We start from the raw sequence: 26,861 nt of genomic DNA, 5'->3' as shown, positions 1-26,861 counted from the left end.
CGCCATGCGAAAACCCATCCGCTGCAAACCGCGTCTGAGGTTCAGATCGTCATGTAACAGCCTCAAAGGTTACGGTTTATCTGATTGTTTAAATTTCCTAATACCTGCAGCATTTTCGCTGCATTTCCAAGTTTTGCTTCGAGGTCGGCCCGCGCCTGGAAGGCGACGAACGCCTTGAACCCTGCTCCGCGCCCCTTGTTCAGGATTTGAATCACCTGTTCGTTGATGGCTTCAGCAATTTCGTCAATGATCAGAACGACATCGGGCTTTTCCGCGTAGAAGTTGTAGATCGCGCCGCACACGGCCGCGACATCGGACAGCGCCATCGAGGCGATCGCCTTCTGCACGATGTTGTTCGACAGCGAATCAAGCCCCATGTACAGCACGGCCTTCTGCTTGATGATCTTGTCGATGTCCCAGATCTCGCGCTCGTCCTCAAAGTCATCGGCCTTTGGAGCCAGCATCAGACCGGTCTCACCGGTGGCCAACATCTGCAGCAGCGGCAGCGCCGACGCGATGATCCGCATGTAATGCTCGCGATCGTGCGTGTGCGTGGCGATCAGACCGTCGAGCGTCTCATGGCCCCTGTCGTACGCGGCGAACTTGTCCAGGTAAAGCTTCGCCATCCCGTCCGTGAGGGACACGTCGTTGCGCCGCTGGGCGTCCTTGACCGTGGCTGCGACGGTCAACTCTTCCCAGTTCGGCAGGCCGTTCTCAACGAAGAAGCGTCGCAGGCAGCGCTCCAGCAGATTGCCGATGCCCGACTGCGCATACTTCAGGATCGAACGCAGGTTTGGCTTGTCGCCGACGTACAGTTCGCCCTTCACCGCGCGGTCGATGAACAGGAACGCGAAATCCCGAAAGGGTCCCTCGTCCATCAACTGCGCGATTCGCGAGGGGATTTCGGAAGGTTGCGACCAGTTTTCAAGCGGATTGAGGCGGATCGACTCGTTGGGCTTCGCCTGATTGAAGTACAGGAACTTCCGGCCGGCGCGCGCGCACTCTTTTTCGACACGCCTTTTCCACTCGTCGTCGTTCTTCGGGTCGACGATGATGAGCACGTCTCTCGGGTTGTGGATGACCTGGGTAGAGATGACTTCATAGGTCCGCGTCTTGCCCGCGCCCGTGGTGCCGCCAACCAGCGTATGGCCGCCCATCGCCTTGTAGTGAAACGGCACCCGTACCTTCTTCGGCTCCATGCCGTGGATCCACGACGAACCCTGCGGCATGCGATCGCGGACGCTGTCTCCCGGTCGAAACAGATTCTCGATGCGCGTCTCGACGTCCCGGCCAACCTCTGTTTTGGACAGCCATTTGGGCAACGATGGAATGTCGGTCACGGGCATGCGGAGGATCTCGTGTGCAATCTGCGTGTGCTTCTGCGTCCATTCAAAGCCGGTGCCGAGGTACATGGAGTCCGCTTGCTGCTTCATGAGCTTTTGCGTCGCGAGCAGCTTGTCGATGTGGATCTTGCTGAGCCACTTGGTGGAAATCGCCATGCGAAAGCTCAGCGCCTTCCACACCTGAAAGACCCGAATCGCCAAGAGCACAGCGCCCACGAGCGCGAAGGCCCAGCCGTACGGCATGCCCGAAGCGAGAATGCCCACCATGAGGACCGGCCAGAGGAGAAACGGCCGGAACTCGTAGATCGGACGGAAGTGATTGACGTATTTCATGATGTCGGCCGCTCCGAGATGAGCCTTCCTGCACGCCCGACAATGCAGACGTCATTGCCGTGCGCGCGAAGAAGCAGACTGCGTTTCCTGAGTTGCTCGACCAACGTATCGCTGGTCATGCCGTACGCACCCACCAGGCGCTTTTGCACCGCCAGTCCCTTCTCTTCCCACGCCACCTTCGCTTTCCCGGAGGCCACGTCGCCAGCCAACGCTTTGAAAAACTCCTTCAACATGGCGGAGCCCGGGCCCAACACGTCGTTCAACGCCTCATCTGTCGGCCCGGTCTTCGCCGACGTGGCGCGCGGGGGCGCACCTGCGGTTGCGGGATCGACGGGCGCGGGACGCGACGGCGCAGCACCGGCCGACGCGTCAGCTCCCACCGGGACTTGAGGAGCGGGCTCAGTCGAGGCCGCTGCAACGGCCTGTGCGTCGCTGCGCTCCAACGCATCGAGCAACGACTGAGAAAACTGCGGCCCACCCGAAGGTGCAGCAGCGGGGGCGGGCGAAGATGCAACAGTTGACTCGTTGGGCGCGGTTTGATTAGTAGCAGCTGTCCCCGGCGCAGCGGAAGGCTGAGGTCCAGCGGCCGCGCTTTGCGGCGCGTTCGCGACGATCTGCGGCTCCAGTTCCAGTGCGACATGAACGGCGGACGGCACATCGAACTTCACGGGCGCAAACACCGCGCGCTGCGCCTTTTGCTCAAAATTCACCGAGACATCCATGGCCTGCCGCACAACCTTGTGCACCAGTGCCTCGAATCCCTGCGGACTCCGTTCGGGATTGATCGCGTTGAACAGGTCGGAGTGCACTGCGGTATCGAGCCCTTCGAGTAGCTCGGGCGTGATGACGGTCTGCGCGAACATCGCCGTGCGCATCCGTTCGTTTTTCAGGGGCGCCACGCGCCGCTCAACGGCGTACTGCGCAGCACCTATCCAAGCACCGAACGCCCCGTGCGCGGCGGGATTCCATTTCGCGCGGTCGGATTGGCGGATGAACTCAAAGTGGCGGAATGGCTCGTCGAGCATCGAACACGCTGCGGCAAGGAACACAGCGTAGTTATATTGCGGCTCGAGCTTCCTGCGCTTGTCCGAAGTCAGGTCTGCCGCGAACTTCTGGCCACCGGCCAGACGCATCGCATAGAACGTCGATTCGATGGTCGCTCGAAACGCACCGCCCGGCTCGCAATGCAACTCAGGCGTGAGCGGCATCGAGGAGAACCAGTTCGCACATCGGCGAAGCACCGACACCCACTTCCTGCCAAATTCCGACTCAGTACTCTCGTTGGCACATTGCCGTACCAGTTCGATGCGCTTCTGGTGCGTCGTGAAGAGCGCTTCTACGGCAATCGGTTCATGCAGCCCGCCCATCACAGCATTCCCTTGAGAAGCCTGAGTGCTCCGGTGCCGGTCGCAGTTGCACCGCCGCCGAAGATCGTCGCCAGTTTGGGAATCTCGAACGACAGCAGAAGGACGAAAATCGAGAGATCGAAAACATAGGCGCCGTTCACCGTCGTGTTCCCGCCGACGTTCGTCGCGGCCGTCACAGCGTTCGTGATCGAATCGCCGACCAGTTTGATCAGTATCGCCACAATGACGACATACATGCCGGCACTGATCATCCAGTCCAGCCATTTCACAAAATAGTTTCGCGTGTAAGACGAGAATCCGAGCGCGAGCGCGATCGGTCCGAGCACGATGCCAACAGCCGCTTGGATTTGACCCACCGCCGAGAAGTACACAAACACGATCGAGGCCACGCACATGAAGAACGCGGCCAGCAAGAGAACGATAATGTCCGCCGCCGAGCCGCCAAGATCCAGCAAACCAGCCAGACTAAACTTGGCTTTCACCGCCTCAAAAATGGTGCCGGCTAGCTTCGCCATCGCCGCACCCGTGGTGCCGTTCTCACCCCCGCTGATATTGCCCGCCAGTTGCTCGAACCAGGTCCAGAAGCCATTAGCCGTGGTTGTATAGCCGAGATAGAGGGCTACGAAGATGCCCAGGATTGCGACTTCTTCAAAGAGATTGACCCAGGCTGACACTGGATGATGGGTTCCCGCGAAACGCACCCCGACGAGGACGAGCGAGATGATGCCCAAGCCCCACGCGAATTTGTTCGCCTCGGTCATCACCCCCGCGCTTGTCGCGATCGCGGTCGGCATGAGATCGCCCAGCAATGCGTGAATCTGCGCCGCGGCCCGCGTCGCACCACTCGCGAATTCCCCGGGTTTGCTTTGCAGCGCCGTCGCGGCCGCCGTTCCTGCTGCGGCAGCGGCCGCGTCCGAAGCCGTCGTCGGGCTTGCCGCTTGTGCTAACGCGACGGTGGACGAGCCGACGGCGCCCCAAGAGATCACGAGCATCAGGCAAAAGGCGCGAAGGATCGTCATGACGAGACCTTTCATCATTGCCCCAGGGTCCTCGACGAGCCGATTTGCGCATCGAATGCCGCCCGTTCACGATCCTGCTGCGCCTTCAAGGCGGCTTTCGCGTTGTTATTGGCTTCCTGCTGAACAACTGTGGCCGAGTCCTTGACCGCGTCACTGCGTTGCTTGGCCGCCATCATCGAGATGAGATCGCCGTTCTGGCTTGAGATGATGTCCAGCATGTGTGTGGTCAACTGCGCGGTCGCCTCCATCGTCGGCGACATATTCAGCTTGTCCTGAATTTCCTGTCGGCGCTTAGCGAGCGCCCCGACGTGCGAAATGACGTCGTTGCCCTGCTGGAAAAGTTGCTTGGCCGTCTTGTCGTTGTTCTGCAGCAGCGTGTTTTGGTCAGTGAACCACTGTTCGGGCGTCTTGCCCGATTGCGTGATAAGCGCCTGAACCTTGCTCGCATACTCCGCATTGCTCTGCAGGCCACCATACAGATCGTTGAGGGCACTGGTGTATTTCGACAGATCCGTGATATCGCTGGTGATGCTCTTGAACTGAGCCAGCATCGCGGCGGGGTCAAGATTGGTCGCCTGCTTAAGCTGGTTCAACATCATCTGGTACTGGTAAATCAGGTTGCTATCCTGATAAGCCTCACCTTTGACGGCGGCGGCCGCAGTCATCGTGTTCTGAATGAAGTTCGACGCATCGAACACAGGCATGTTTGCATCGGCGTGTTGCACGAATCCGATCGTCAGGACGCCGGTCGCGACGATGCAGCGAAGAATTTTTTTGATCATGGCCATTAACTCCGTTGAGCCTTCGATTGAGCGTTGGATTGAGCCTCGGATTGCGCGCTAAGCGTTGGCAAGCACGTCGCGCACGTAGTCCTGCTGCCACTGGGCACTTCCAGACTTCACGTGCTTGTCGAGTAGCGCTTGAGCGCGTCCGTCCGAGCGCAGGTAGGCCAGCGCTTCCTTCGGGAACTGGGCTTGCAGCATGCGTGTCTGCGTGGCCGTCACCCACAGATAGTCACGATTGGGCACCGCGTCCGAAATCATGCGGATCTGATGCGCCGTGAGGCCGAAAATGTCGTGATAGAGCGACTGGTTGTTGATCGCGTCGCTGTTGGGCAGGTAGATGATGTTCGGGATGTTCTCTTTGAGAATCTCGAAATTCGGCACCCGTGCGAGCTGTCCAAGCGACTGTGTCGCCATGAGCAAGGCAGCGTTAAGCTTTCGGATCGTGACGGCCCAGATTTCCAGACGCGCGTAGAACTTCGGGTACGTGAAGAAGAACCCCGCCTCCTCGATCTCGATCACGGTGTAGCGCTTGCCGTCCAGAATCTGCGCGATGCGATAGAACGCGTAGTCCATGAACAGCGCCGCGGCAACGGGATAGTTCTGAAACAGGTCGCCCATCTCGATCGAGAGGTTGTCCGAGATCGCGAAGCCGTCCTCGACATGGTCGAAGAAACGGCCGTTCTTCTGCCCTTCCGTCCACACGAACAGGCGATCGCGAAGGTCGGACGACAGCAGTGTGATCAGCCCCGACAACCGCCACGTCTCGGACGGGTAGCCCACCGCGAGCGTGCGGATGCGCTCGAAGATCTCCGTTTCTTGCTGCGGTGTACAGGTGTAATCCTCGCCCTCAATGACCAGTTGCACCCAGTCCGCCACGTACGGCCAGTGCTTCTCGTCGCCGATCAACGAGAGCGGATTCACCGACGTTGCCGCCTCGAAACGGCCCGTGGCGTCGATGAATCGTCCGCCGGCGAGCAGCGTTGGAATGCGCGTCGAACGATCCTTGTCAAAGCGGATGCGGCGCGCGCCGTGACGCTCCGTCTGCTCCATCAAGTAGTTCAGGAAAATCGACTTACCACCGCCAATCGGGCCCACGACGAGTAGATGGGCCTTGCCGCCCGGATGATGGAGGTCGAAATACTGGAGGGTCCGATGGCGGGTCGGCAGGCAAGTGAGCGGGCCGGTTTTTGTGCCGGATTGCTCGGTCAGCCAGTCGTTGACCTTCTTGCCTTCGCCGACACTGCACAGCGGCGCAATGTCCGAGATCGCGGGCGTCTCAACAAATTGCAGGCGCTTCTGCTGGTCCCAGCGGCCCGGCAAGGTCGCGCTCCACGACGCGAACAGGTTTGTCTTTTCCTGAATGACGCCGAAGCCCGCGTTGCCGATGACGCCGACAACCTGGCGGGTCGCGTCCTCGCACTCCTCGGGCGTGTTGCCGTACACCACCACAGAAATGTTTGCGAAGCCGTACTGCTGGCCTTCAGCATCGAGCTTGGCGAGCGCATCGCCCGCCTCTTTGGCGAGCAGCTCGCGCCCCTCGTCGTTTTTCTGCTCTTCCTTCGTTGCCCACTGCTTCAGGATGGCGACCGGATTGAACGCCGCCACCTTGTAGAAACCCCGAATCTTCTTGATGTAGCTGCTCGCGCGCGACGTATCGAGAAAGCGGAACATCACGCAGACGTCCAGCTCCGCATCGACCTGCGCGAGCACGTCGAGCGCCGCTTCCTGAAAGCCCATCCACTCTTTCACGCCGATGATGCGCGCGTACACCTTGCCGTGCGCGGACTCGAACATCAGTTCGGTCGCGCCAATCGTCACTTCAGTCTCCGTCAGATGCGTGTCGAGCATCGTGACCGGATAGCGCACCCGGCGTTTCGGACTCGAGGGATTCGCTCTCTGATGCAGGAACGACAGGATGTTCTGCAGTTGCAGCCGCTTCATATTCAGGCGCGTGACGCCACCCGTGAAGCCATCGATGACGGATTCAAAGCGCTTGATCTCGTTCTGGATCTTCGTCAGATCGAACGCGAACGCGCTGCGCGCGAGAATCGTGTCTTTCGCCGCCTCGAACATCGCGACGAACAGATTCTTCCCGCCCACGGTCATGTGGTAGCTGATCTTGTCGAACACCCGAGAAATGCCAGTCTCGGGCGTAAACGCGAGCGCGAGCGAATGCGAATTCTTGAAATACTTGCCGCTGCCGATGTTCGCCTGATTGATGGCGTCGATCCGCGCGGCGGCGGCCGACGAGAACACCCCGTCGATCCCGCCCTTCACGCGCCGGTGTGACATGCGCCACCACGCGGTTACCCGGTGATCGAAGTTGCGGCAGGCGTGGTCCAGGTTGTCGCGCGCGGCCGTGATATCGCCCGGATTCGGGGAGTCGGCGTCGACGCCGTCGAATTCGAACACGGTCAGCAGCGACCCGTCCTTATTGAGTATCAGCTCGGGCGTAACCAACGTCGCCCACGGCGCGATTTCCTGCACCCCGCGCTTCGTGAACGTCATCTTCAGCATGGTAGATCCTGATCGAAACCGTACGGGCGCTTGAAACGCGCGCTGAATTTCTCGCTCGGCCCCGGCTCATAGACGTCCGGATAGCGGTTATAGACCAGCATCACGATTCGCCACCAAGGGTCGGTCGAGCTTTTCCATCGCAGGAAGACATGCATGATTACCCCAACGACGAGGAACGCCGGGCTCCAGCTCGTGTAGCAGAGCAGCGCTGTCAACGTGCCGTTGAAGATCGCCAGTCCACGATCCGCCCCGCCCATCTGGCGCGGCAGTGACAGCCCTCGACTCACCTTGTGTTGCCGCATATCAGCAGGCAACAGACATATGGAAGTGATCGCGCATGATCGGCACGGCCACCGAGGCGATGCCGAGGCCCACCAGTACCACCGAGAACGTCTTGGCGATGTTGCTTTCCGAGTTGGCCACCGCGACGCCGCCGATGGTGATGAGCACAATGCCGATCCCGTACAGGTACGGGCCGCTGATGAGGTTGCTGATTGTGCAGATGATGTCGGTCAGTCCCGTGAGCGACGAATAGTCGCCGGCGGCCATCGCCGCCATCGACACGACACTCAGCAGCGCGCCGACGAGCATCGGTTTGCCCGGGCGCAGGCGGCGGGCGACCGTTGCGGCGTGGATCAGAACTTTCATTCCCTTCATTTTGATGCTCCCGTTAAAAAACGCGTTGTAGGTCGTAATCGTTATCTTTGAAGCCTCGGATTTCGAGGATCTCGGAGACGTGCCGCATTTCGCAGGTGCGCTTGAAATGCACGACGTAGTTGAAGCAATCGGCGATGTTTTTACGCATGTCCTCGAGCTCCCAGCGCGAGCCGTTGGGGATGCCGAGCATGGCGAGCGATTCGAGGCGGCTGAGCGCGGTGCGCCCGTTGTTGGCGTGGATCGAGGCCAGTCCGCCGTCGTGGCCCGTGTTGAGCGCCTGCAGGAGGTCGTACGCCTCACCGCCGCGCACTTCGCCGACGATGATTCGGTCGGGACGGAAGCGCAGGCAGAGCGCGACGAGCAATTGGGTCGTCACGTTCGTGTCTGCGTTGGAGAGCAGCCGCACGCGGTTCGGGACGTGCAGCTTCAGTTCCATCGTGTCCTCGATCGAGATGACACGCTGGTCCGCCGGAATCTGTTCGATGAGCGCGTTGAGGAACGTCGTCTTGCCGGCCGACGTGCCGCCGGCGACCAGGACGTTTTTGCGCGACTGCACGAGCGCGACGAGCGCGCGCATCAGCGCCTCGTTCTCGATGCCTTCCTCAAAGTGGATCGCTTCGGCGAATTCCGGTCGGGCGTTGGATGCGGCGAATGCGCCCATGCTCACGTAGTCGGTGAGCGCGAGCTTGGATTCGCGGTGCTTCCGGATACTGAGCGCGTGCCCGTCAATCGATGTCGGACTCATGACGGCCGCAATACGCAGATTCTGGTGACCCGCGTTGATGATCCCTTTGTCGCTCCCCGCCTTCGCCGATTTCTCAACCGACGAGGCGAGCGAATAGATCGCGCCTTCGAGGTGCTCAGGCCGCAGATCGATGTTCTCGCGCGTCATCACACCGCGCCGCTCGACCCATACGTTGCGGTAATCGTTGATCATGATTTCCGCGAGGTCGGGCGCTTCGAGCAACTCGCGCAGCGGCGCAAGCGCCCGGAAGAACATGCGCACCGCTTCAGCTTCGAGCGGGCGCAACTTCAACAGATGGTTGTCGGCGGTGTCTGACATGCGATGCTCTGTGGGCGATCTAACATGTCGAGTATTGTTCGCGTTGCAACGCTTCCGCGGGTGCTGAAAGAGGCGTCAAATTGTGCGGCTTTTGATGAGCGACGCCGATGCACTGGTCTGCGAGACTGCGCGAAGGAAGCTTGCCACGCTATCGAGAGCAAGGAGAGCTACCTGGGTAGCGCTGTCAGCGGGGAAAGACGCTGAAAAAGATGTAGCTTTCTCGGCAAGCAGCGGGTCAATCTTTGCTAAACATGGAGTCTTTAGACTGATCCGACTAGCGGGCGTGTAGGGAAACCATGATTGAGATTGGGATACAACCTGTCTGCACAGTGTTGAACGCGAAAGATGGAGTAAAAACACTATGGTCGTGCCAGGGGCACTTGCATCGGTCAAACCCGTTCGTCATTTTCGAGTCGTCAGAGAAATTTGCACATCGTGTGCATCGGGCACTGGAAGCGGGATATGCAAGTGGTGAGCTGCGGATTTGTTGGTGGTTGAAGGCGAACTTTCGCGACAGCGATGTTCTTCAATGGTGGATCGAACCCCACGAACACATCTCACGATGGCGTTATCTTCCTGTCGTTCGTCGCGGGATCGACAAAGAGCTGCGGCGCCTCGCGACGTTACTCAATCCATTGACCGAATGACTGAATGCGAATACGAGGCCGAAAGAGGATTCGAGAAACAAAAAAACCCCGCAGACTCTGCGGGGTTTTTTTCAGTAATGTCCAGATCGACTGCACTGGTTTAGCAAATCACCTCCACTGTTTCGCCGAACGGCGCCTTGCGAGCGCGCGCGAGCGGTGTGGTCGATGCCCACAGCACCGGGTAATGCGGTGCGACGGCCGGAAACCGCCCATCCATATCCGTCAGATAGACGAGAAACGCCGGATTCATGCCGTCTTGCACGACGCGATTGAACGGCTCGACGAACGCCGTTCCGCCACCACCGCGCACCGGCTTGATCTCCGGTGAGTCGCCGCGCTCGAAGACCTGCACCTGCGTCACGCGCGTATCGCAATCCATCACGATGAGCCGCGCCGGCTTCAACGAGTGGAAAACCAAGAGGATTTCCGCATCGAACTGCGCCTGCGTCTCGTCGAATACCGAGCCGCTGGAATCGCGCACGAAGACCGCGTCGCCGATCGCTGGCGTGTGCAACGCCGGCAGATAGAACCCGAGATGCAGATACCGGCGATTCGGCATGGCGAAGCTGTAGTCGGACGGCGAGCTCTGCTGCGCGAAGCGATGCAGCACCGCACGCCAGTAGACGAGCGGCCGCACTGCTTCACTGGCCATTGCCTGCAAATCCCCGGGCAGCTTGCCGCGCATCGCGGCCGCTTTCGCGGCTTGCGTGACGGCGACCTTCCACTCCGCTTCCTTCACCGGCTGGTCCTGACCCTTGTACGGCCGAACTTCGCCAAAGGACCCCGGATTCGAGGGCTGCTGATCCGGGCGAGTTTGCTGACCCGGCTGCGGAGCCTGTGGTCCGCCCTGCTTCCCGTTTGACTGCGACGGTTGATTGGGCGGACTCGGCTGCTGCTGGCCTTGTGGATCCGGCTGCGGTTGTGATTTAGGCTGAGATTGCGGCGGCTGAGGCTGTTGCTGTTGCTTCTGCTTGGCCTCCTGCGTGAGCAACCCGTAGATCTCCTCAGCCGACTTCCCCGTATAGCGCGGATCGATCAGCACACCCTTCGGCAAAACCATGCCCGCGGACAGCACGATCGGATTGATCGCGTAGTCACAGGCGTCGTTCCACCGATCCGGATCGCGCGCGCCCTGGCGCCAGCAATGACCATTGGCCACATGCAGGACCTCGTGGGCGACGATGCCGCGCACTTCCAGGTCGCTGAGCGAATCGAGAAAGTCAGGGTTGTAGCCCATCGTCTCGCCATCCACCCAGAACGTCTTGGCCGTGGGATCTTCGCGAACAGTCAGTCGCAGCGCGAGCGCTCCGAAGAACGGTTGCGACAGAACGAGCTCGGTGCGCTGCCGGGCAATGCGCGGATGAACCGCGCAACTGCCCGACATGGCCCCCAACACTATCGTATTGCGGTCCATGACGCCCCCTTACGCGACGAGGCGCAGTTGGCCCGCGTGCGCCGATTCGACTTCCATCGGCTCCGGCTGCATGCCCATGAACGCGGCCATCAACCCCTCGATCTCCTGTGCCTTGCTGGCCACCTGAGAGCGCAGTACGCGCGAATCCTTCAACTCCGCGCCCGTGTGCACGGCCAAATGCGTCTTGGCCTGCTCGAGGATGTGCGTCAGTTGCGGGTCATTCGAGAAGTTGAGCTTCGGCAGCAGCGCGCAGAGCTCCCGCACGTTGTTGGCGACGTCCAGTCGGACGTTGCCCGTCGCGTACAGGCGGTTGGCCATCTGCGAAACGGCCTCGTAGAGACGGCGCACCAGATCGTCGTTCGCAGTCGCGATCGACGCCAGAACGTGCTGGTCGAGCTCGCTCTTGAGCGTCGTCAGCACGTTCGCCGGCAATTCGACACCGAACTGGCTGGCGTCAGGAAACGGCAGTACCGCCATCTTGACGCCGAACTTGGTCGACAGCTCAGCAAGAGTCGGATAGTCCGCCTCGTTGAACAGCCCATTCAGCTCCTCGCGAGCGGCCTCCTTCAGGTTGAGGTAGTCGGTCAAGAACACGGAAACCGCCAAATCGAACTCGTCTTTCAACGAGCGCATCTTCTCGGCGAAGTCCATGTAGACCATCGTCGGCAGCAGGCGCACGCCCAACTGGTCGTACTTCAGGGTGTGGTCATAGAAGTACGAGCGGATGCGACCGGCGAGCGTTACGACTTCAGCGAAACTCGGCGCGTGCTCGGGCAACAGGCGTTTGTTGAATCTGCCGATGCCCTTCGTGTGGTGCTTGTTCTCGACCTCCTCGGTCACCTTGCCGTCGAAACGGCGGGCAACCCAGGTGGAAATCGTGACCGAGCACAGCATGACCTTCGATTGGATGGAACTGATGTCCATGAGAAAACTCCGTATAAAAAAGGGAAATGTTTGAAGCCAAGAAAATGGCCCTGCGCGTCCGAAGACACGACAGGGCCGAGAGGTGACGCTGAAAGACGTGAAGCTGAGATAGAGAGTGAAGCTGAGGAGCGTATTACTCGCCGCGGATGATCTTGCCGATCTCGCCGCCTTGCGCCGCGATGAACGCGTACGAGTTCTGGATCTGCGGGGAGCGCTCGACTGCATCGAGCATTAGCAGCGCCACAAACTCGCGATGCCCATCGACTGCCAGTCGCTCGGCGTAGCGCACGACGCGATCGAAATTCGCCTCAGTCGCGCGTGCTGCGAGCGCGGTTGCGGTCGCATACAGCGCCGCCGGCATCGTCGGGATCATTGCCGTATCGGGCGCGAGGAGAATCGCGTCCGGTTGCGGCAGTTCGCGGAAGATTTGGAGAAAGCCGACGAGTTCGGTCGCCGCGCCCTCGCCCACCGATCCGGCGTAGGAGATCAGCTCGAGGTGCTTGGGGACTACATCCATGGTTTTCGCCACGAACCCCCAGCTACGCGGACTGGGCGTGTTCTCGATATCGCGCGACGTTTTCTGCACGGACAGCAAGTCCGGACGGAAGCGGAGGAACGCGATGAGCGCGGGCGGGATGTTTTCGCGCACGGCCCACTGCGTCCAGCCTTCGATCGATGGTTCCAGTTCGACCACCGTGGCGAACCGGGAAATCACCGGATCGAGGATGCCCGACACACCGGCGTTGTCCGTCCGGCGGTTGGTGGCCGCGAGGAAGGTCACCTGCGGCGGGAGCACGTGCTCGCCCACACGCCGCGCGAGCAGCAGTTGCATCTTGGCGGCTTGCACGGCGGGCGAGGCCTGCCCGAGGTCATTCAGAAACCAGATGAGCGGGCGTCTGGCGGTCATCGCGCGTTCCAGATCCCCGAAGGGCAGGAATTTCGCGGTTGCGCCGTCGGCCGAGGGAAACGGCAACCCTTTCGAGTCGGTCGGATCCTCGACGACCGGATGGCTGATGAGCAGTTCGTGATCAGTCGCTTGCGCGGTCTGTTCGACGATGTCGCTCTTGCCGATACCGGGGCGCCCAGTGATCAGCACCGGCAGGCGCTTCGGCACGTACAGCGAGAGAAGTTCAGTGAGTTGAGCGGGCGTGACTTTCATGATGGCTTCCAGGGAAGCCCCATCAAGACTACGCCCGTAGGGACGTGGTCCCTGTGGGGCGATAAGCGAAATGCCGGCTGGTGCCGGCAAGGTCGATGCGTCAAAGACGCGGGTGATGAGAGCAGTGTAGGGAGCTGGCCGCGCTGGCAACGGCGAAATGATCGCTTTTTTGGGGTGCCTTATCCGACCCCGCCCGTCTTGATGGCGAAAAAAACCCGGAACGGATGCTGGGTTGGTTAAAGATTGTCTGATTAGCTCCTGCCGTGTCCGAGAGGAAGCGTCTCCAAATCGACGACACGCAAGATACGCGTCGTCCTGGGGCATGCGTTGTGCTCGAACGCAAATCGAACGCTGGCCTCGATATCGGCCCGCACTTCTGCGTCGGTCGGTTGATCCAGCCCCGAGCGGGCACGGCTGACGATGGCCGACAGGACGCCGACCAGCGCTTCCGAGCCATCTTCATGCACGTCCAGATTGCACATCTTGAGCCAGTCGTAGACCGCCTCGCTCACACGTTTGTCATCGGCGATTCTTTGTAGCCGCTTACGCGACCTGAGCACGACAGCCGCACCGTCCTCTTGCGGCGGCATTTCCGGTTGTTTCATGATTTACCTTCGGTGAATTTGTCCACGTTGTGCGGAGGTTGATGAGATGAACCTACTGACCAACCCTTGTCGGATCAAGCTCCGACAAGGGCTGATTGCGCCGGATGGCGCCATCACGCCAGAGGTTGCCGGAAGGCGCCTCAGCTTGCGCGCTGCTCGAGCGACGCTCGCGCATAGGCTAGCGTGCCGTCAGTCGCACGAAGCGATACCTGCAGGCGACGCACAGGGTCGGCGAGCGCGTACCGCACGCTTGCGCCCTGGCGGACGCTAACGATCTCCGAAAAGCCTTCAGCGATCGTGCGATCGACCCAATCGGCTGCGGTCAAGACAGCACCGTCCTCTGTACGAACACGCGACATCAGCGCCATCTCGCGGGCACGTGCAACTTCACGCGCAACGCGCCGCGCCTCACGCTGCGACACGGACAGCGCCTCCCACTCCACCTGCTGCGCCGAATCCATGCCAGCCAACTCGAAGATCGCTCGGCCCGCGCCGCGGCGCGAATGCCGATGAGCTTGATTCCGAACACTTCCCGCACAGCTAGTTTCGTCCCGCGGTTCGCGTCGTCAGGTCGATCAAGCACACTCAGCAGATACGACATGTCGCCTTCCTGAATCGCTTTCGCGAGATCGTTGCCGAACGTGTGCGTGGACCTGCCGTGATCGAGAATGGCCAATTGCTTGCCCAGTTCGAGATCGCGCTTGCTCTTCGTGCCCGTTGCCCGCGCCTGCTCGAGCTCGCTCAACCGCTTGTCACGCGCTTGATCAGCCAATGTCCGCCTGAGCACTTCCGCGAACTTGCATGACGGCTGTCCGACGTCGACCGGCTTTAGATACGCCTCCGGCAACGGGTGCGGATCAAGCACGCCCTTTGCGTGCAACAGATCGTCGATCTCCACCGTGGTCGGCTCGTTTCGGGCCGGACCCATGAGCATGACCAGCAACGCGGCGTTCTGTGAGGTGATCGCCTGCTTCGAATGACGCATCACAGACGCGAGCGCCGCGAGCTTGGGAAGCGGCAGCGCACCCCGCAGTTCAGGCACAACGAGCAGCGGCTTTGCCCATTGCAGGTCCGAGTCGAACTTCGACAACGAGGTGTAGTCATCGATGACCGCGTGCGGAACCGGCTTTCCTGCGGCAAGCGCATAGGCGACATGGACTTCATGCCGACCGTTGCGCTGACCGCCTCCGTCCTCGACGACCGGACCCGCGTAGCGAAATCCGAAACGGCGTTCGGATTCAAGCTGCAGGTGCTCGAAAAGATCCAGCCCGCGACGACGATACTTACCCGCCTCCTCGTTGGCTTGCGCCAGCTGATCAGATGAAAACAGATACAGCGGCTCCCGAGCCAAATCAAAGGCGAGATAAAGCAGCTGCCAGTGTTCGCGGCGGATTTGCCACGGCTCCAATGCGGCGAAGGCGGGTCTGAAGTACGCCCCATCGATTTCGTCGATCAGCGACAGGAAGACGCTGGTCGCAGTGCCCGGTCTGCGCACGGTCAATGTGCCGTTGAAACGAGCGACCGGAACGGGATGGCCGAAGAAAGCGAGCGATATGTCGGCCGCATCGAGGCCGGCGGTAAGCGTGTTGCTCCGGAAGAAGCTCAACACTTCGAGCATCGTGCGGAAGGACTGGGAAAATCCTGCGAAGGAAAGCTGATACATGATCGATTGCCTCAATGAAAAGCCGGGCGATCGATCCCCGTCGGGTCGATGCCCGGCAAGGGTGGGTGGCGCCTACCGGCGCGAGGAAAGAGAGAACGGCGTTACGCGGCGTCGAGCAATCGCGCAATCACGCGCGCGAGCGTCCACGCGTGGTCGCTCGAGAAGACCTTCGCGCGCAGCAACGGCATAACTGCGTAGGTCCGCTCAATCGCGTCAACGGGCGGTCGGCGGCTAATCCAGTCGACGTGGATGATCCACCCTTCCGAATTGCCCGTGCAGACGGACACGGAGATCCGGTCGTACGCGAACGATTCCGGCCACAATCTGCTGTGACGAGCGCCGTAAACGGCTTCATTGGCGTCGTCGAGCATGTTGGCCGGGCACAGCCACTCCGGCTCGAGCTCCGTTTTGTACAAGGCACGGCTCAGGTCTGAGAAAACCTGACTCACCGTTTTGCCTTCGGTGTCCAGTCGTGCGACCGCTTTGACATCGACCGCGCCGGTGGCGCTGACGCCCATCGGCAGTGCAGCGGTGATCGGTTGAGGCATCGTGGGGCTCCTGAAATGCAAAACGCGCCCGTAGGCGCGCGAAAACGATGGACGAAAAAAAACCGCACCCCGGAGGGTGCGGCTTACGTGTTGTGACTCAGCTTGCGCTGCGTTGAATCAATTGCCCCAATCGCGTTCGCGATCGCGCTTCTGTCCGTTATGGTTTGTCCACATGAAGAAGGCAGCGATGGAGAGCCCGAGCACCAGCGTGAAAATCGTTGCGCCCACGTCATTCTCCTTTCATATGTAAGAATCCTGCATACCACAATATTACTCCAAGACCGACGAGAGCAGCAGTCCCAACGGCAGTCGCCCAATCCCATGAGGACGAGGAGTGCGCGTAACCCACCGCACCGCCGAGCGATGCTGCCGATAGCGTGTGAAGGTACCGGCCGTTCTGCTGCCGCTGATCCTTCGACGGATTAGCGATCGCATAAAGCCTATTTCGCAGCCCCGGCCTTAAATCGGGCGGCACCGAGACCACGTAGGCGCCATCAGTCTTGAGAGACACAGGCAAGACGTAACCCTTGTACTCCAGGCTGAACGCCGGCGAGCATTCGGACTCCTCCATCTTGCTCAACAGCCCGTGCATGCGCGGCGCCAGATGAACTTGCCCAGTCGCTGGATCGAGGGTGACTCGGTCGATGATCGTCGTGCCGGAGCTGTACTCGATTCTCACCTTCGCCAGTTTCATCGACGACCTCCGCACTTCAAGTCGATTCCGCCAGCGAGACGCAGCCCATCAAGCATTGCCTGATAGCCGCCTCTGGTTTCAAGCTGCAGCAGGGAGACGTGGTTCTCTCCGCCACCGGTGAGGTCGGAACGGCCACGCCGAGTTCTAAAACACAGCGCGACGCCCGAGCCACAGCGCCGCTCGACCACATCGACAAAAAGCGTTTCGGTACGAAGCGACACCCGAACCGCAGAACTGCCACGGCGTGAATCGTTGACGATTTCGTGCGAACTGCCGGCGAGCCGCAAGTCATGCGCGACACGTCGAAGAACGCGCGTTGCATGACGCTCAAGGGCCGCCTTCGCGCCTGAATTGGCGCTACAGCGGTCCGCGTAAAACACTCGGGGAAGTTTCATGATTGCCTCGGATAAGACGAGGCAGGTCCCTTGCGGGGAGCCTGCCCCGCAAGGGATTTGCGCGGTTCACACCGCGCACTGAAGGATGTTGGACGAAGAGATCAGTGGGTGATCCGGTAGCCGGACCCGCTGGAGACGAGAAAGACTTGCTGACCCGGCGCGTACTGCTGATCGTCGACCTGCGTCACGACCACGGTTTGCCCGTTAGCGCGGCGAAGGAAGACTTCGACACCGCTGTGCCTCGACATCACCGAACTGACACGCTGCGCGATCAGCCCGGAGGCCGAGCCGGACAGCGCGCCGGCGATATATCGGCCGCGACCATTACCGATGACCTGCGAGCCGAGAAACGCGCCCGCTGCCGCGCTCACGATCGAAGTGATGCCCGATGTATCGGACGGGTTCTCGATCGTGATCGGACGAACGCGCAGGATGGTTGCCTGCTCGTACTGACCGATGTGCTGCACGTCATAGCGCTGATACGTGTTCGGCGAACCGAAATCAGCAGTGGCGCAGCCGGTCAGAGCCGAAAGGAGGACGACGGCGAAGAGAAATTTGAACATGGATTGCCTCAACAAATGAAAGCGGGGCCATCCGTCCCCGAGGGGCTGGTTTGCCCCATAGGGAAGAAAGAGAACGAACAACGAGAAATGCGAAGCGGCGCGCGTCAGTGCGTAAGCGAGGCGATCGCAGCCGAGAGGAACACCACGCCGACGAGAAACGACAGCATCTTCCAAGCTTCGGCGTCCTGTTTGGCGTACCAGGCGAGACTGCTGAAAGCATGTTTGAGTATCGGGAACATGAGCGACTCCTGAATCAGGGAGGGAGCCGCCCGTGAAGCGAAGCTCCAAGCACCGGAAACAACGAACCGGCGTCCAGCAAACTGCACTGGACGCGTCATCTAAGGGGACCTACGAGGTGGTGCGGTTAAGGTGATGCAGTCTGACGTGACCGCTGCTCACGAGATGCCGCTCGGCTTGATGATTGAGCGGATAGTCCCAGGTCACGACCGCCGTACCGTCGCTCCACACCGAATTGATTCGACCGGTGTAGCGTTGCGGCGGACTAGCCTCGACGTCCGTAGCGATCACACGCTGATTCGCCATGAAACCGCTGTTGCTGGAAACTTTGACGATAGGTGCGAGATTGCGAGACATAGACAGCTCCTAGAAAAAAAAGGAGCCGTCTCCCATTGGGATTGGCTCCCAACGGGACGAAAAAAGGCGACCAACAGGTGGTCGCCAGAAGATAGCCGTCAAAAACGGCTGGAGAGAAGAATGGACCTCCAGCACGCTGGAGGGGTAGGTCGATGCGCAAGAAGCGCGGGGAATGACGTTAGTCTACTGATCCAGCGTGGCGCCGAATGCAGGAAAGCTCGTGATTTTGCTATGCCTCTTCTCATTCATCGTCTTCGGTCGAGCGGCAATGACGCGATCAGGCTCCGCAACAGCAAAAAAAGCGCCGGATCCTTGCGGAAGCGGCGCTTAAAGTTCGTTTTGTATCCGAGGGCCGTGACGAACTTAAGCAAGATTTTATTCTAATGATCGGCGGCTCATCCCGACTGCCGAAAAGCGAGGGCAAACTCGCTCTCATTGGTCCTTTGCGCCCATCGGGTAATTCGAAATGATTCGTCGGAGTGAGTTAGGTGTGGTACCAAAACCCTTCGGAGCGATCCACAGGGGTCTTTCTTTTTTGTCTGTGCTCGCGCTTACCTGCCTGCCTTCGCCGCCTTGACTTCGCGCTGCAACTGCGAAGATGAATCATCCTCTTCGATTCCTCTTCGCCATGCTCCAAGCCATCGACCTGTCCTCGTTGCGCGCGCCGCGCATCAATCATCAACACATCGGTGCTCCCGCGCGAGATGTCGCCGTCACGCCCGAGATCGCCGCGCTGCTGGCAGCAGATGCGGTCGTCGCGATTGGGGTGAGTGGAGGCAAAGACAGCGTCGCTTGTGCGCTGGCCGTGGCGCGTCACCTCGATGCGATTGGCCACACTGGTCCGAGGATTCTCGTGCATTCCGATCTCGGTCGCGTCGAATGGAAAGACAGCGGTCCGGTGTGCGAAAGACTCGCGGCGCATCTCGGATGGGAACTGCTGACGGTGCGGCGACAAGCGGGCGACATGCTCGCCAGATGGAAAAAGCGCTGGGCCAATAATGTCGAGCGATATCGTGACCTGTCCTGCGTGCGGCTTATTCTGCCGTGGAGCACCCCGGCTCTCAGGTTCTGCACGTCCGAGCTCAAAAGTTCGATCATTTTCTCCGCCCTCAAAAAGCGGTATCCCACTCAAGACATTGTCAATGTTACCGGCGTGCGCCGGCTCGAAAGCAGCGCCCGAAGCAAGATGCCTGTATCCTCCCCGCTCGCATCGCTATCGACGAAAGGCCGCACCGGCATCACGTGGAACGCCATCATCGAATGGACCGTCGACCAAGTCTTCACGGAGATCGCAGCGGCCGAACTGACGCTGCACGAGGCTTACACTGTCTACGGCGCATCGCGCGTGTCGTGTGCTTACTGCATCATGAGTTCGCTCGATGACCTTCGCGCCGCTGCAAGCTGCGCGGACAATCACGACGTCTATCGCGCGATGGTCGCACTCGAGGCCGCGTCGACATTCGCCTTTCAAGGACAAAGGTGGCTTGCCGACGTCGCGCCCGAACTCTTGTCACCAGCGCTCGCCGCCTCCGTCTCCCGTGCAAAAACCGCCGCTGCACAACGTCAGGCCATCGAAGGGGAAATCCCCGCGCATCTGCTGTTCACGTCCGGCTGGCCAACCGTCCGTCCGACCCTCGACGAGGCCAAACTGCTCGCCAGCGTGCGGTCCCGCGTAGCGGCGCTCATCGGCATCGACATACAGTGTGTGGACGCCGCGTCTGTGCTCGCGCGGTACGATGAGTTGCTCGAGAAAAATAGCGGTACGCTAGAAACGATCCAGCAGCCGCATCAGGCCTCTTTCCAGTACACTCCACGGCACCCAATAACGGCGAGAGGACGCTGCGCATGGATGAGCCTTCGGAAGTAATTTCTGTGAGACACGACGCCGGCGGCTGGGTCTGGTCGATCACGGTTCCGGATTTGACCGAACATCGGATGAAATTGCTTCGCCAGTCCGCTCGGGCCTGCGCGAGCTATGAGGAAGCCCGCCGAGAGGCGGAGCTCGCTCTGGACGAGTTACGCGAGGGCCATCGACACGGGTGAACTTAGGAACGGGCGTTGCGCAGGTTTCGGACATCCGTATAAAGAAACGTCCGAGGTTCACATCCTGAGCACCGCCCGATCGACACCACCGTTATGGACCACTCGTGCCTTTGCACCTGTTACCCCGCCAATCTGCGTTCTGATCGTCGACGACGACGGCGACGTAGCGGATGCCCTGCAGGCCGTACTGGAGGCTGAAGGGTTCACGGCTCGAACCGCCGACTCAACGGCGAGCCTCAGGCTCATTGGTGTCTGGATTCCGCACGTCGTCGTGCTCGATATCGAGATGCCAATCCAGAACGGATTTGATCTTAGCCGCTCGATACGGCAGATCGCGCACATGCGGCTCGTCCCTATCATCGCTCACACCTCGCTTCCGGAAGAAGACGTCATGACCGAAGGCGTGGCAGCGGGCATGGATGCTTATTGCAGCAAGAGCAACCCCCCATCGGTACTTTTGACGCTCGTCCGGCATATGACTCCGCTGTTGCTGGGGTCTTAAAAAGAAAGCGCCACGCCCCGAAAGTCCGGGGGCGTGGCGCTGGTCGAAAGGTTATGCAAGACAGAGGGATAGCTGAACGTCTGCCGCGAAGAACGCTGGGTCCGGCGCCACCCCTTCGCGGCTTACCGGAACGTCCCAGTGCGCCTGGGCATCGCTCAGACCGCCCAGTCCGTAAAGCAACTGGCCGGTGTCTTCCCGCCCGAGCAAATCACCAAATGCAAAGCTAAACACATCCGACGCGGATTCGCCGTCGGCAGCCATCCCGAGTCTCTGCGCCAGTTCGCCTGCTGATCGAATACGCCATTTGTCCTCGCCCTCAGGCGATCGCGTCACGGTGATTCGAGTCGCCGCTGGCACCGTGGACGCCGTGCGCACCGTATCACGAAACGCTGGGATCGCCTTCTTCGCGAATCCCGGCGCTTCCATCTCGATCGAATACACGACGTCCGTGATGAACGAGCCGATGGCGTTGTACTGCCAGCCAGCATGCCGCCACGGCGCGACGCCGATCGCGATCAACCGATTATCGCGATCGATCGCATGACACCGGACCTCGGGCATGCGTTCCATCGCAGTCTTCGATGCCAGCGGCACGGGAACGTCGATCTGCACGGTGCCGGTGTCGTACTCCTTGAGTATCCGCCACACGCTGAGCGGTCCGGCATTGCCATAGATCGAGAGCAGGAGTTCGATGTCCGCATGCAGCGAGACGGTGAGACCGCCTGTCGCCAGTTCGTCGGCTTGCGCCTCGAACCCGGACCTTATCAACTTCGACCGAACGTCCTCAAACTGCGACTCCGGCACCGCCGAATACATCGATCTCGACGACGAAAGCGTGATTCGTTGGTCCGGCAGCGTGAACGGCCTGGCCAACTCGCGCTGCCAGGACGTGATGAAATTTTCCGGCTTGATTGAGCCAGCCTTGCTTCTGAGCATGCCGCCTTCGCAACTCGCTGCGTGCGAGAACAGTCTTCGCATGACCTCGGCATAGTTGCCGAGCGCGACCGCCGACCAGTGGTCCTGGTGCGGATAGACGTTCGACTCGTAGCCACGCTCAAACAGCGCGTAGATCCACTCGCCATCGGCCTTTTGAAACGCAGCCGCACGCTTGCCGGTCAGAATGGAAGAACTCATGATTTGCTCCGATGATGGCGCGGAGCAGCCCCAACGGGCTGCTTACCCGCTGGGGATGAAGAGAAACCGCCCCATGCAGGGGCGCAGAAGTTACGACTTGCTGGGCATCGCGGCGTAGTCCGCCATCACCTGGAGGCAGCAGAGAATCGCGCCGAGCCATACGATGAACGACGCGGCGAAAATGACGCCTTGCTCACCGAACGGAACACTCGCACCAAACACTGCGGCGCCCGCGGCGGCGATGGCCGGCATCACACGCTTCGTTAGCACGTTGTCGCACGCGCGGACGAACCGACTGGACCGCCCGCCATCGTGTTTCGCGAAGTGCTGATACACCAGCGACGCCAAGAGCACGGCGAGCAGGGCCAGCATGAGGTAGCCCAGAGGCTCCGCAGCACGATGCGCAATGCGATGGAATTTCGCATCGAGCCACTCGCTGCCCGGCCACGATTGCGGATACCAGCGTACGCCGAGGCCCACCAGCAAACCGACGCAAGCTGATTTCCACTGTTTGACCAAATACGTCACCACTTTCAGTAGCGACAGCACCAGAGTTACAACTGCACGAAGCATTCAAGCTCCTATAGAGAAGTGCCTTTCGGCACGGGTGGAGACCCGATTCTCCGAAGAGAGTCGGTGTCGTTTAGTCAGCCGGTTTAGTCTTTCGACGTTTGCCGGCTTTCTTTTCAAGTGGCTTCGAAACCGTATAGCCAAAGCGCGCCCATACGGCCGGGTCCAGCGCAATCGGATTCGTGCGCCCCGTTGCGAGGTTCACGAACACGCCCGAGAACGGCACTGCGCCAGTTCGAAACATGGTCCAGAGCATGTTGAATGCTTGGACCGCGATGGCCTGATTGATGACCAGCGACTGCTTGCGCAGCGCCTCTGCCATCGAGCAGGACGGTGTGTCGTCTTTCACATCGAGCTTCGCGTTGATGAGTTCCGGAAACAACTCGCCGACGTGCGGCAAGCGTTCCGGATTCTTTTTCGCGTAACTCTTGCTGCAGACCTGCCCGAACACGATCTGACCGCGATCGGTATCGTTGCCACAATCGAGGTAGTAGACGCCCGAGTGCTCCGCCGCGCGGACAATCGCATGCCTTGCGGCGCGCGTGTCCACGCAACCAATGACCAGATCGACGTTGTAGACCGTCTCGCTCGCGCCGAAGCGCCGCGTCTGCGCTCGCCAGTCGGTTCCCATCAGCGTGTTCAGCCGATTGACGATGAGCGAGGCTTTGTACTCGCCCGTATCGTTCGGATAAAAGCCCTGTCGGCCGACGTTGGTCGGACTGACCGTGTCGTCATCGAACACCGTGCAGTCGATTCCGCCCGGGTGACCGAGTTCGACCATCGCGTGATGCAAGCGCGCGAGGCTTGGAAGCACCGCGCTGCCTGTACCACCGGCGCCGACCACGACCACGTTCCAGGCGCGCTCGAGCATCCGCGAAGGAAGCGCGTGACGGATAGCTGTCGTCATGCGACCTCCTTCAGACGCGCGGCCGTGTACCAACTGCTTGGCACACGCTCGACGTCCTCGAAGATGCCTTTCGCGCACAGCCGCAAGGCCATGCTCGGCACCGGCGAGGCGCAGTTCCCGACGACGAATGCGAACTTCGTCTCATGCCGGTCGTCTTCGTTGTCAGTCGACGAGAAAAACGCCGGATGCGCGCCGTGCGAGTGGCAGTCGATTACCCTCAGTTCATCGGGCGAGAGCGCCGGCCGCTCATATTTGAGCGAGCCGGTGTCCTGTGCGAGAACCTTGACCGGAGCCAGACGAAATTGCTGGGTCTGAACATTCCAGACCACCCACGCGCCCGTTTCCAGCGGGTGTGCCGCGCGCGCCGTCTCGACGAACTCGCCGATCAGATGCGGCGGCACAGATCCGCAGCGAAGCACCGTCGATTCAACCACCTGCCCATACGGGATTGCGGTCGGAACAGAGTAATGTGCGACGCGGCGTACGACCGACAGCCACGGCAGATCGATCTCGATATACACGCCGTTTTCACCAATGAGCAACCGCTCACCGGCCGCGGCCATCGGTGCCACCGGCTCGCGCCGGGGAACCATCACGGTCGGAAAAGAGCGCTGAAGCGCCAAATCACCAGCATTCATCGTTAGACTCCTTGTTTGCCGGCAATCAGCTCAGCGAGAGTAAGGTTCATGGGGACAAGCACCTCCTTCGGGAATTGCTCGCCAAACTTGCCGTCGAGCATTTCCTTCCAGAAGGCGAACTCGCCGTTGCGATGCGAAACACGTTTGCCGCCGTGATTTGGGTGGGTGAACGCGGACTCGAAGAATCCGCTCTCCCAGCCTGCGATCGAAGCCACATCGACGCGCCGAGGAACTTGGGCCGAGCCGATGCAGATCTTTCCCAAATCCCAGGTGTTAAAGTAAGGCGGTTCGTGCAGCTTCGACTCAGGCGTTGGCCGGCAGGCCTCCTGCAGCGCGAACACGGAAAACCCGTTCGAAGCTGCGCGGAACACCAACCCCGGATGCGGCACGACCGCACTGCGCCGCCCGATCTCCGGACATTCGAAGAAGACTCGACGCATCGCCGGTCTGCACCACCACATCACCGCATGCTGCGACACGGACAGCACCGTCTCAGGCAGAAACTCGGCCGGCGCCGCCGCATGCTCTGCCAGCTCGCGCAGGCATTCGAACAGCGCCTTGCGTTCGATCGGCCGACCCGCTCCGATCGTCGCCCGACCGCCTTTGCCTTGCAGCACGGGATGAACGGTGCCGTAGACCGCACTGCGCTCCTCTCGGCCATACAACAAAATTGCGCTCGTCGCGGCGAGTTCGTCGACGCGATCCGAGCCGATATCAAGCCCTTTCATATGTAAGCTCCAGGTGTTATGCCGCGAGCGACGCGATGACGCGATCGAGTTGGCCAATAATGGAAAGTCCCATGGCCCAGTCCGCGTACTGCTTGCGGATGGCGTCGGGGGAAGAGGCAAACGGCACGAAGCCGTAGTACGTGGTGCCGTCGCCGACGCTGGACAGATACTCGTAGTGCGAATCGAGCAACTCGCCGACGCGTCTGTCGTTTTGAACCGTCAAGGTCGCCGCCGCATACGCGCAGCGCGGTTGATAAGCGCAATTGAACAACTGACTCTTACTCGACCGGCGAAGCATCAAACTTAGCCTTTCGAGTTCGCGGCAGACACGACGGGTTGGACCGTAAGTGAACCGCTGAAGCCGACGCAGCGTAGCGACGCTAAGCGGGTGCTTATGCACAAGCCTTTGCCTACCGCCACGCGAGCGCTTACAACGAAAGACATCCATGTCATCCGGACAAAGCTCGGCGCGTACGACGGAGGGAAGGTAATGCTCGATCTCCCCCTCGTCGTCGCCGAATCGTTCCGTCATGCACTCGCGTGCTTCGTCGTCGGTCGCGGCCGGGTCGCCCTCCCAGAACCACGAAGAGAATTCGCACAAAAGCTCGTCCGGCGTGCGAATCCAGACCGTACGGCCGGCAGCCCGGTTGATCAGCAGCATCGCGGTGGTCACCAGCCGCGGATGTACCTTCCTGAGTGCGGCCGCTCGTGTGCCGAATTCCAGGATGTTTTCGCCGGTGATCTCGATGCCGAGATAGAGAGGCGAGGTAGGCTCAAAATCGACACCATCCTCTTGATACTGCGCCACCTCCCGAACCGCGGCCACGTCGCACAGCACGAAATCGAAGTTCAGACACTTCAACTTCGACGTGTGACGCCTGGCCCACGCAAAAAATGCGTGAGCGAGCGCGTCGCCCGCTCCCTTGAATTCGGGAACATCGCGTGCCTGAAGGACGCCCGAGTCGAACTGTTCGGCAATCAGACACGCGACATCTTTCTCCGCGTTCCAGCGCAGATCAGCGCGCGTATGAACATCGGAGCCGATGGCCGGCAAGCTCAGAAAATCATGGGCAGGTCGACGTCGGGCAGCGCGATTGCATCGCGATTGCCATGACTCTCCTGCGACAGCGACCTCTGCACCAGACGAACGAGGATCGAAGAGCATTGCTCGATCTCCTTGTCATGAAAAAAAACCGCCCTGTCGGGCGGCTGCTGATGTGAAACGGCCAAGTCCGGATCGGACAAGGCCTTGAGCAAATCGCGCTTACGCATGGATGACTTCGGGCTGCATGGCAAACTGAGCAGCACCCTTGGCACCCGCCGCGCGCACGAACGTGAAACGCATCACCTCGCCTTCCAAGTTCGGCCCGTCGACGGCAGCGGTCGTCAGCTCCGGATACTGCGCGCAGTAGAGATCGCGGACATCGTCGGGCGAGAACGTGGGACCCGGATCGGGGAACGTGACGCCGTTGTAGACAAACTCGCGCGTGAGCTTTGCGACTGAAATGGACATGACGGCTCCTTAGTCGAAAAGTGAGGCGAGGTTGGTTCCGGTGCTAGCCGGTTCCGTCGATGCCGACGCGGCCGCCGACGAATCGGCAGGAACGGTGCTTTGCTCTTGCGCGTTCGCGTCGTTATCGTTGTCGTCGTCATCGCCGTCGCCGTCGCCTTCACTCGATCTACCGGAAGCCGGCGAAGCGGGTTTGCTGCTGCCCTTCGCGAGCGTCTTGGTCGCCTTGGCGACTTGCGTCGTCTTGGCGGCTTCGAGGATCGCGGTCGTGGCAGCAACTTGCTCGGCCAGCGACGCATGCGCGCCGGTGTAGGCCGCGAGTGCATCAGCGAAACCTGCATCGAGTTCAGCAGCGGTCGCCGTAAGTGCGAGCGGCTGAAGCATGGCGGCGTCCTTCGCCGTGCCTTGCGGCATGACACAGACGATCATTTCATCACCCTTCATTTGCAACGAAAGGGTGAGCTTTGCGCAATTGCGCAAGAGCGGTTCAATAGCGACGAACATGGAAACTCCTGAGAACGAAAAAAAGACCGCCCGAA

Annotated in this window: 30 protein-coding genes; 2 read left to right on the top strand and 28 right to left on the bottom strand. The window is 60.6% G+C overall.

The features are described 5' to 3' along the window. Positions 1-62: 62 nt before the first annotated feature. The 19 genes from traD to AWB76_RS12180 form a co-directional block, all read right to left on the bottom strand. On the bottom strand, positions 63-1,679 hold the full coding sequence (traD, locus tag AWB76_RS12265) for a conjugative transfer system coupling protein TraD (protein ID WP_244173333.1): 1,617 nt from the start codon (positions 1,677-1,679) through the stop codon (positions 63-65). Then, positions 1,673-3,043: a TraI domain-containing protein gene (locus AWB76_RS12260; protein ID WP_061160373.1), complete on the bottom strand. Its 1,371-nt coding sequence runs from the start codon at positions 3,041-3,043 to the stop codon at positions 1,673-1,675. The genes traD and AWB76_RS12260 overlap by 7 nt, the downstream gene beginning before the upstream one ends. Continuing rightward, a complete protein-coding gene (locus AWB76_RS12255; RefSeq protein WP_061160372.1) occupies positions 3,043-4,080 on the bottom strand; it encodes a type IV secretion system protein in 1,038 nt (345 codons plus the stop codon). The genes AWB76_RS12260 and AWB76_RS12255 overlap by 1 nt, the downstream gene beginning before the upstream one ends. After that, positions 4,077-4,844, bottom strand: a complete 768-nt coding sequence (locus AWB76_RS12250; RefSeq protein WP_061127554.1) for a TrbJ/VirB5 family protein — start codon at positions 4,842-4,844, stop codon at positions 4,077-4,079. Before AWB76_RS12250 ends, AWB76_RS12255 begins: the two co-directional genes overlap by 4 nt. 57 nt (positions 4,845-4,901) lie before the next feature. Next, complete coding sequence (locus AWB76_RS12245) at positions 4,902-7,364, bottom strand: VirB4 family type IV secretion system protein (RefSeq protein WP_061160371.1); 2,463 nt, start codon at positions 7,362-7,364, stop codon at positions 4,902-4,904. Beyond that, positions 7,358-7,621 carry a conjugal transfer protein gene (locus AWB76_RS12240; RefSeq protein ID WP_061127553.1) on the bottom strand — a complete coding sequence of 88 codons (264 nt, stop codon included), beginning with the start codon at positions 7,619-7,621 and terminating at the stop codon, positions 7,358-7,360. The genes AWB76_RS12245 and AWB76_RS12240 overlap by 7 nt, the downstream gene beginning before the upstream one ends. Positions 7,622-7,667: 46 nt before the next feature. Then, a complete protein-coding gene (locus tag AWB76_RS12235; RefSeq protein WP_061160370.1) occupies positions 7,668-8,021 on the bottom strand; it encodes a TrbC/VirB2 family protein in 354 nt (117 codons plus the stop codon). A 13-nt stretch (positions 8,022-8,034) separates the two neighbouring features. Further along, positions 8,035-9,084 carry a TadA family conjugal transfer-associated ATPase gene (locus AWB76_RS12230; RefSeq protein ID WP_061160369.1) on the bottom strand — a complete coding sequence of 350 codons (1,050 nt, stop codon included), beginning with the start codon at positions 9,082-9,084 and terminating at the stop codon, positions 8,035-8,037. 747 nt (positions 9,085-9,831) lie between these two features. Then, positions 9,832-11,145: a vWA domain-containing protein gene (locus AWB76_RS12225; protein ID WP_061160368.1), complete on the bottom strand. Its 1,314-nt coding sequence runs from the start codon at positions 11,143-11,145 to the stop codon at positions 9,832-9,834. A gap of 9 nt (positions 11,146-11,154) precedes the next feature. Then, entirely contained in the window at positions 11,155-12,069 is a 915-nt protein-coding gene (locus AWB76_RS12220) for a hypothetical protein (protein ID WP_061160367.1), read from the bottom strand. A 133-nt stretch (positions 12,070-12,202) separates the two neighbouring features. Beyond that, complete coding sequence (locus AWB76_RS12215; protein WP_061160366.1) at positions 12,203-13,228, bottom strand: AAA family ATPase; 1,026 nt, start codon at positions 13,226-13,228, stop codon at positions 12,203-12,205. A 251-nt stretch (positions 13,229-13,479) separates the two neighbouring features. Further along, positions 13,480-13,833 (bottom strand): hypothetical protein, encoded by a 354-nt coding sequence (locus AWB76_RS12210; protein ID WP_157696116.1) that lies wholly within the window; start codon positions 13,831-13,833, stop codon positions 13,480-13,482. Between the two features lie 358 nt (positions 13,834-14,191). Next, positions 14,192-15,496 (bottom strand): hypothetical protein, encoded by a 1,305-nt coding sequence (locus AWB76_RS12205; RefSeq protein WP_061160363.1) that lies wholly within the window; start codon positions 15,494-15,496, stop codon positions 14,192-14,194. Between the two features lie 101 nt (positions 15,497-15,597). Next, positions 15,598-16,044 carry a hypothetical protein gene (locus AWB76_RS12200; protein WP_143746525.1) on the bottom strand — a complete coding sequence of 149 codons (447 nt, stop codon included), beginning with the start codon at positions 16,042-16,044 and terminating at the stop codon, positions 15,598-15,600. A gap of 229 nt (positions 16,045-16,273) precedes the next feature. Continuing rightward, positions 16,274-16,738 carry a hypothetical protein gene (locus AWB76_RS12195; protein ID WP_061160362.1) on the bottom strand — a complete coding sequence of 155 codons (465 nt, stop codon included), beginning with the start codon at positions 16,736-16,738 and terminating at the stop codon, positions 16,274-16,276. Beyond that, positions 16,735-17,133: a hypothetical protein gene (locus AWB76_RS39130; protein ID WP_200823051.1), complete on the bottom strand. Its 399-nt coding sequence runs from the start codon at positions 17,131-17,133 to the stop codon at positions 16,735-16,737. The genes AWB76_RS12195 and AWB76_RS39130 overlap by 4 nt, the downstream gene beginning before the upstream one ends. 101 nt (positions 17,134-17,234) lie before the next feature. Beyond that, the gene (locus AWB76_RS12190; protein ID WP_061127508.1) at positions 17,235-17,696 is read right to left on the bottom strand and encodes an outer membrane lipoprotein; all 462 of its coding nucleotides are present in this window, start codon (positions 17,694-17,696) and stop codon (positions 17,235-17,237) included. Positions 17,697-17,800: 104 nt separating this feature from the next. Further along, entirely contained in the window at positions 17,801-17,935 is a 135-nt protein-coding gene (locus AWB76_RS42685) for a hypothetical protein (protein WP_279616402.1), read from the bottom strand. 109 nt (positions 17,936-18,044) lie between these two features. Beyond that, a complete protein-coding gene (locus tag AWB76_RS12180) occupies positions 18,045-18,290 on the bottom strand; it encodes a hypothetical protein (RefSeq protein WP_157696115.1) in 246 nt (81 codons plus the stop codon). A 598-nt stretch (positions 18,291-18,888) separates the two neighbouring features. Between AWB76_RS12180 and AWB76_RS12175 the strand changes: the two genes are divergently transcribed. Next, positions 18,889-20,157, top strand: coding sequence for an adenine nucleotide alpha hydrolase family protein (locus AWB76_RS12175; RefSeq protein ID WP_244173326.1), 1,269 nt, complete (start codon positions 18,889-18,891; stop codon positions 20,155-20,157). A 108-nt stretch (positions 20,158-20,265) separates the two neighbouring features. Continuing rightward, positions 20,266-20,835 carry a response regulator gene (locus AWB76_RS12170; protein WP_061160359.1) on the top strand — a complete coding sequence of 190 codons (570 nt, stop codon included), beginning with the start codon at positions 20,266-20,268 and terminating at the stop codon, positions 20,833-20,835. A 51-nt stretch (positions 20,836-20,886) separates the two neighbouring features. Here AWB76_RS12170 and AWB76_RS12165 read toward each other — a convergent pair whose 3' ends face one another. The 9 genes from AWB76_RS12165 to AWB76_RS12125 form a co-directional block, all read right to left on the bottom strand. Then, positions 20,887-21,969, bottom strand: coding sequence for a hypothetical protein (locus AWB76_RS12165; protein ID WP_061160358.1), 1,083 nt, complete (start codon positions 21,967-21,969; stop codon positions 20,887-20,889). Positions 21,970-22,059: 90 nt separating this feature from the next. Beyond that, on the bottom strand, positions 22,060-22,542 hold the full coding sequence (locus tag AWB76_RS12160; protein ID WP_157696114.1) for a hypothetical protein: 483 nt from the start codon (positions 22,540-22,542) through the stop codon (positions 22,060-22,062). 70 nt (positions 22,543-22,612) lie between these two features. Then, positions 22,613-23,446 carry a PRTRC system ThiF family protein gene (locus AWB76_RS12155; RefSeq protein WP_061160356.1) on the bottom strand — a complete coding sequence of 278 codons (834 nt, stop codon included), beginning with the start codon at positions 23,444-23,446 and terminating at the stop codon, positions 22,613-22,615. After that, positions 23,443-24,084, bottom strand: coding sequence for a PRTRC system protein A (locus AWB76_RS12150; protein ID WP_061128471.1), 642 nt, complete (start codon positions 24,082-24,084; stop codon positions 23,443-23,445). The genes AWB76_RS12155 and AWB76_RS12150 overlap by 4 nt, the downstream gene beginning before the upstream one ends. A gap of 2 nt (positions 24,085-24,086) precedes the next feature. Next, a complete protein-coding gene (locus AWB76_RS12145; RefSeq protein ID WP_061128470.1) occupies positions 24,087-24,812 on the bottom strand; it encodes a PRTRC system protein B in 726 nt (241 codons plus the stop codon). A gap of 16 nt (positions 24,813-24,828) precedes the next feature. Next, positions 24,829-25,866, bottom strand: coding sequence for a PRTRC system protein F (locus tag AWB76_RS12140; RefSeq protein WP_061128469.1), 1,038 nt, complete (start codon positions 25,864-25,866; stop codon positions 24,829-24,831). A 2-nt stretch (positions 25,867-25,868) separates the two neighbouring features. Beyond that, entirely contained in the window at positions 25,869-26,084 is a 216-nt protein-coding gene (locus tag AWB76_RS40870) for a hypothetical protein (protein ID WP_061128468.1), read from the bottom strand. Beyond that, positions 26,077-26,325, bottom strand: coding sequence for a PRTRC system protein C (locus AWB76_RS12130; protein WP_061128467.1), 249 nt, complete (start codon positions 26,323-26,325; stop codon positions 26,077-26,079). Before AWB76_RS12130 ends, AWB76_RS40870 begins: the two co-directional genes overlap by 8 nt. A 9-nt stretch (positions 26,326-26,334) precedes the next feature. Next, positions 26,335-26,826 carry a PRTRC system protein E gene (locus AWB76_RS12125; RefSeq protein ID WP_061160355.1) on the bottom strand — a complete coding sequence of 164 codons (492 nt, stop codon included), beginning with the start codon at positions 26,824-26,826 and terminating at the stop codon, positions 26,335-26,337. Positions 26,827-26,861 lie beyond the last annotated feature (35 nt).

This window comes from Caballeronia temeraria, from assembly GCF_001544795.2.
GTDB lineage: Bacteria > Pseudomonadota > Gammaproteobacteria > Burkholderiales > Burkholderiaceae > Caballeronia > Caballeronia temeraria.
The sequence above is the reverse complement of the archived record's forward strand: the minus strand, read 5'-3'. Positions and strand labels throughout refer to the sequence as shown.

Bases quoted from the DNA above. Each gene is read 5' to 3' on its own strand.
- AWB76_RS12260 (WP_061160373.1), bottom strand. From the start codon at position 3,043: ATGGGCGGGCTGCATGAACCGATTGCCGTAGAAGCGCTCTTCACGACG.
- AWB76_RS12255 (WP_061160372.1), bottom strand. From the start codon at position 4,080: ATGATGAAAGGTCTCGTCATGACGATCCTTCGCGCCTTTTGCCTGATG.
- AWB76_RS12250 (WP_061127554.1), bottom strand. From the start codon at position 4,844: ATGATCAAAAAAATTCTTCGCTGCATCGTCGCGACCGGCGTCCTGACG.
- AWB76_RS12245 (WP_061160371.1), bottom strand. From the start codon at position 7,364: ATGCTGAAGATGACGTTCACGAAGCGCGGGGTGCAGGAAATCGCGCCG.
- AWB76_RS12240 (WP_061127553.1), bottom strand. From the start codon at position 7,621: ATGGGCGGGGCGGATCGTGGACTGGCGATCTTCAACGGCACGTTGACA.
- AWB76_RS12235 (WP_061160370.1), bottom strand. From the start codon at position 8,021: ATGAAGGGAATGAAAGTTCTGATCCACGCCGCAACGGTCGCCCGCCGC.
- AWB76_RS12230 (WP_061160369.1), bottom strand. From the start codon at position 9,084: ATGTCAGACACCGCCGACAACCATCTGTTGAAGTTGCGCCCGCTCGAA.
- AWB76_RS12225 (WP_061160368.1), bottom strand. From the start codon at position 11,145: ATGGACCGCAATACGATAGTGTTGGGGGCCATGTCGGGCAGTTGCGCG.
- AWB76_RS12220 (WP_061160367.1), bottom strand. From the start codon at position 12,069: ATGGACATCAGTTCCATCCAATCGAAGGTCATGCTGTGCTCGGTCACG.
- AWB76_RS12215 (WP_061160366.1), bottom strand. From the start codon at position 13,228: ATGAAAGTCACGCCCGCTCAACTCACTGAACTTCTCTCGCTGTACGTG.
- AWB76_RS12210 (WP_157696116.1), bottom strand. From the start codon at position 13,833: ATGAAACAACCGGAAATGCCGCCGCAAGAGGACGGTGCGGCTGTCGTG.
- AWB76_RS12205 (WP_061160363.1), bottom strand. From the start codon at position 15,496: ATGTATCAGCTTTCCTTCGCAGGATTTTCCCAGTCCTTCCGCACGATG.
- AWB76_RS12200 (WP_143746525.1), bottom strand. From the start codon at position 16,044: ATGCCTCAACCGATCACCGCTGCACTGCCGATGGGCGTCAGCGCCACC.
- AWB76_RS12195 (WP_061160362.1), bottom strand. From the start codon at position 16,738: ATGAAACTGGCGAAGGTGAGAATCGAGTACAGCTCCGGCACGACGATC.
- AWB76_RS39130 (WP_200823051.1), bottom strand. From the start codon at position 17,133: ATGAAACTTCCCCGAGTGTTTTACGCGGACCGCTGTAGCGCCAATTCA.
- AWB76_RS12190 (WP_061127508.1), bottom strand. From the start codon at position 17,696: ATGTTCAAATTTCTCTTCGCCGTCGTCCTCCTTTCGGCTCTGACCGGC.
- AWB76_RS42685 (WP_279616402.1), bottom strand. From the start codon at position 17,935: ATGTTCCCGATACTCAAACATGCTTTCAGCAGTCTCGCCTGGTACGCC.
- AWB76_RS12180 (WP_157696115.1), bottom strand. From the start codon at position 18,290: ATGTCTCGCAATCTCGCACCTATCGTCAAAGTTTCCAGCAACAGCGGT.
- AWB76_RS12175 (WP_244173326.1), top strand. From the start codon at position 18,889: ATGAATCATCCTCTTCGATTCCTCTTCGCCATGCTCCAAGCCATCGAC.
- AWB76_RS12170 (WP_061160359.1), top strand. From the start codon at position 20,266: ATGAGGAAGCCCGCCGAGAGGCGGAGCTCGCTCTGGACGAGTTACGCG.
- AWB76_RS12165 (WP_061160358.1), bottom strand. From the start codon at position 21,969: ATGAGTTCTTCCATTCTGACCGGCAAGCGTGCGGCTGCGTTTCAAAAG.
- AWB76_RS12160 (WP_157696114.1), bottom strand. From the start codon at position 22,542: ATGCTTCGTGCAGTTGTAACTCTGGTGCTGTCGCTACTGAAAGTGGTG.
- AWB76_RS12155 (WP_061160356.1), bottom strand. From the start codon at position 23,446: ATGACGACAGCTATCCGTCACGCGCTTCCTTCGCGGATGCTCGAGCGC.
- AWB76_RS12150 (WP_061128471.1), bottom strand. From the start codon at position 24,084: ATGAATGCTGGTGATTTGGCGCTTCAGCGCTCTTTTCCGACCGTGATG.
- AWB76_RS12145 (WP_061128470.1), bottom strand. From the start codon at position 24,812: ATGAAAGGGCTTGATATCGGCTCGGATCGCGTCGACGAACTCGCCGCG.
- AWB76_RS40870 (WP_061128468.1), bottom strand. From the start codon at position 26,084: ATGCGTAAGCGCGATTTGCTCAAGGCCTTGTCCGATCCGGACTTGGCC.
- AWB76_RS12130 (WP_061128467.1), bottom strand. From the start codon at position 26,325: ATGTCCATTTCAGTCGCAAAGCTCACGCGCGAGTTTGTCTACAACGGC.
- AWB76_RS12125 (WP_061160355.1), bottom strand. From the start codon at position 26,826: ATGTTCGTCGCTATTGAACCGCTCTTGCGCAATTGCGCAAAGCTCACC.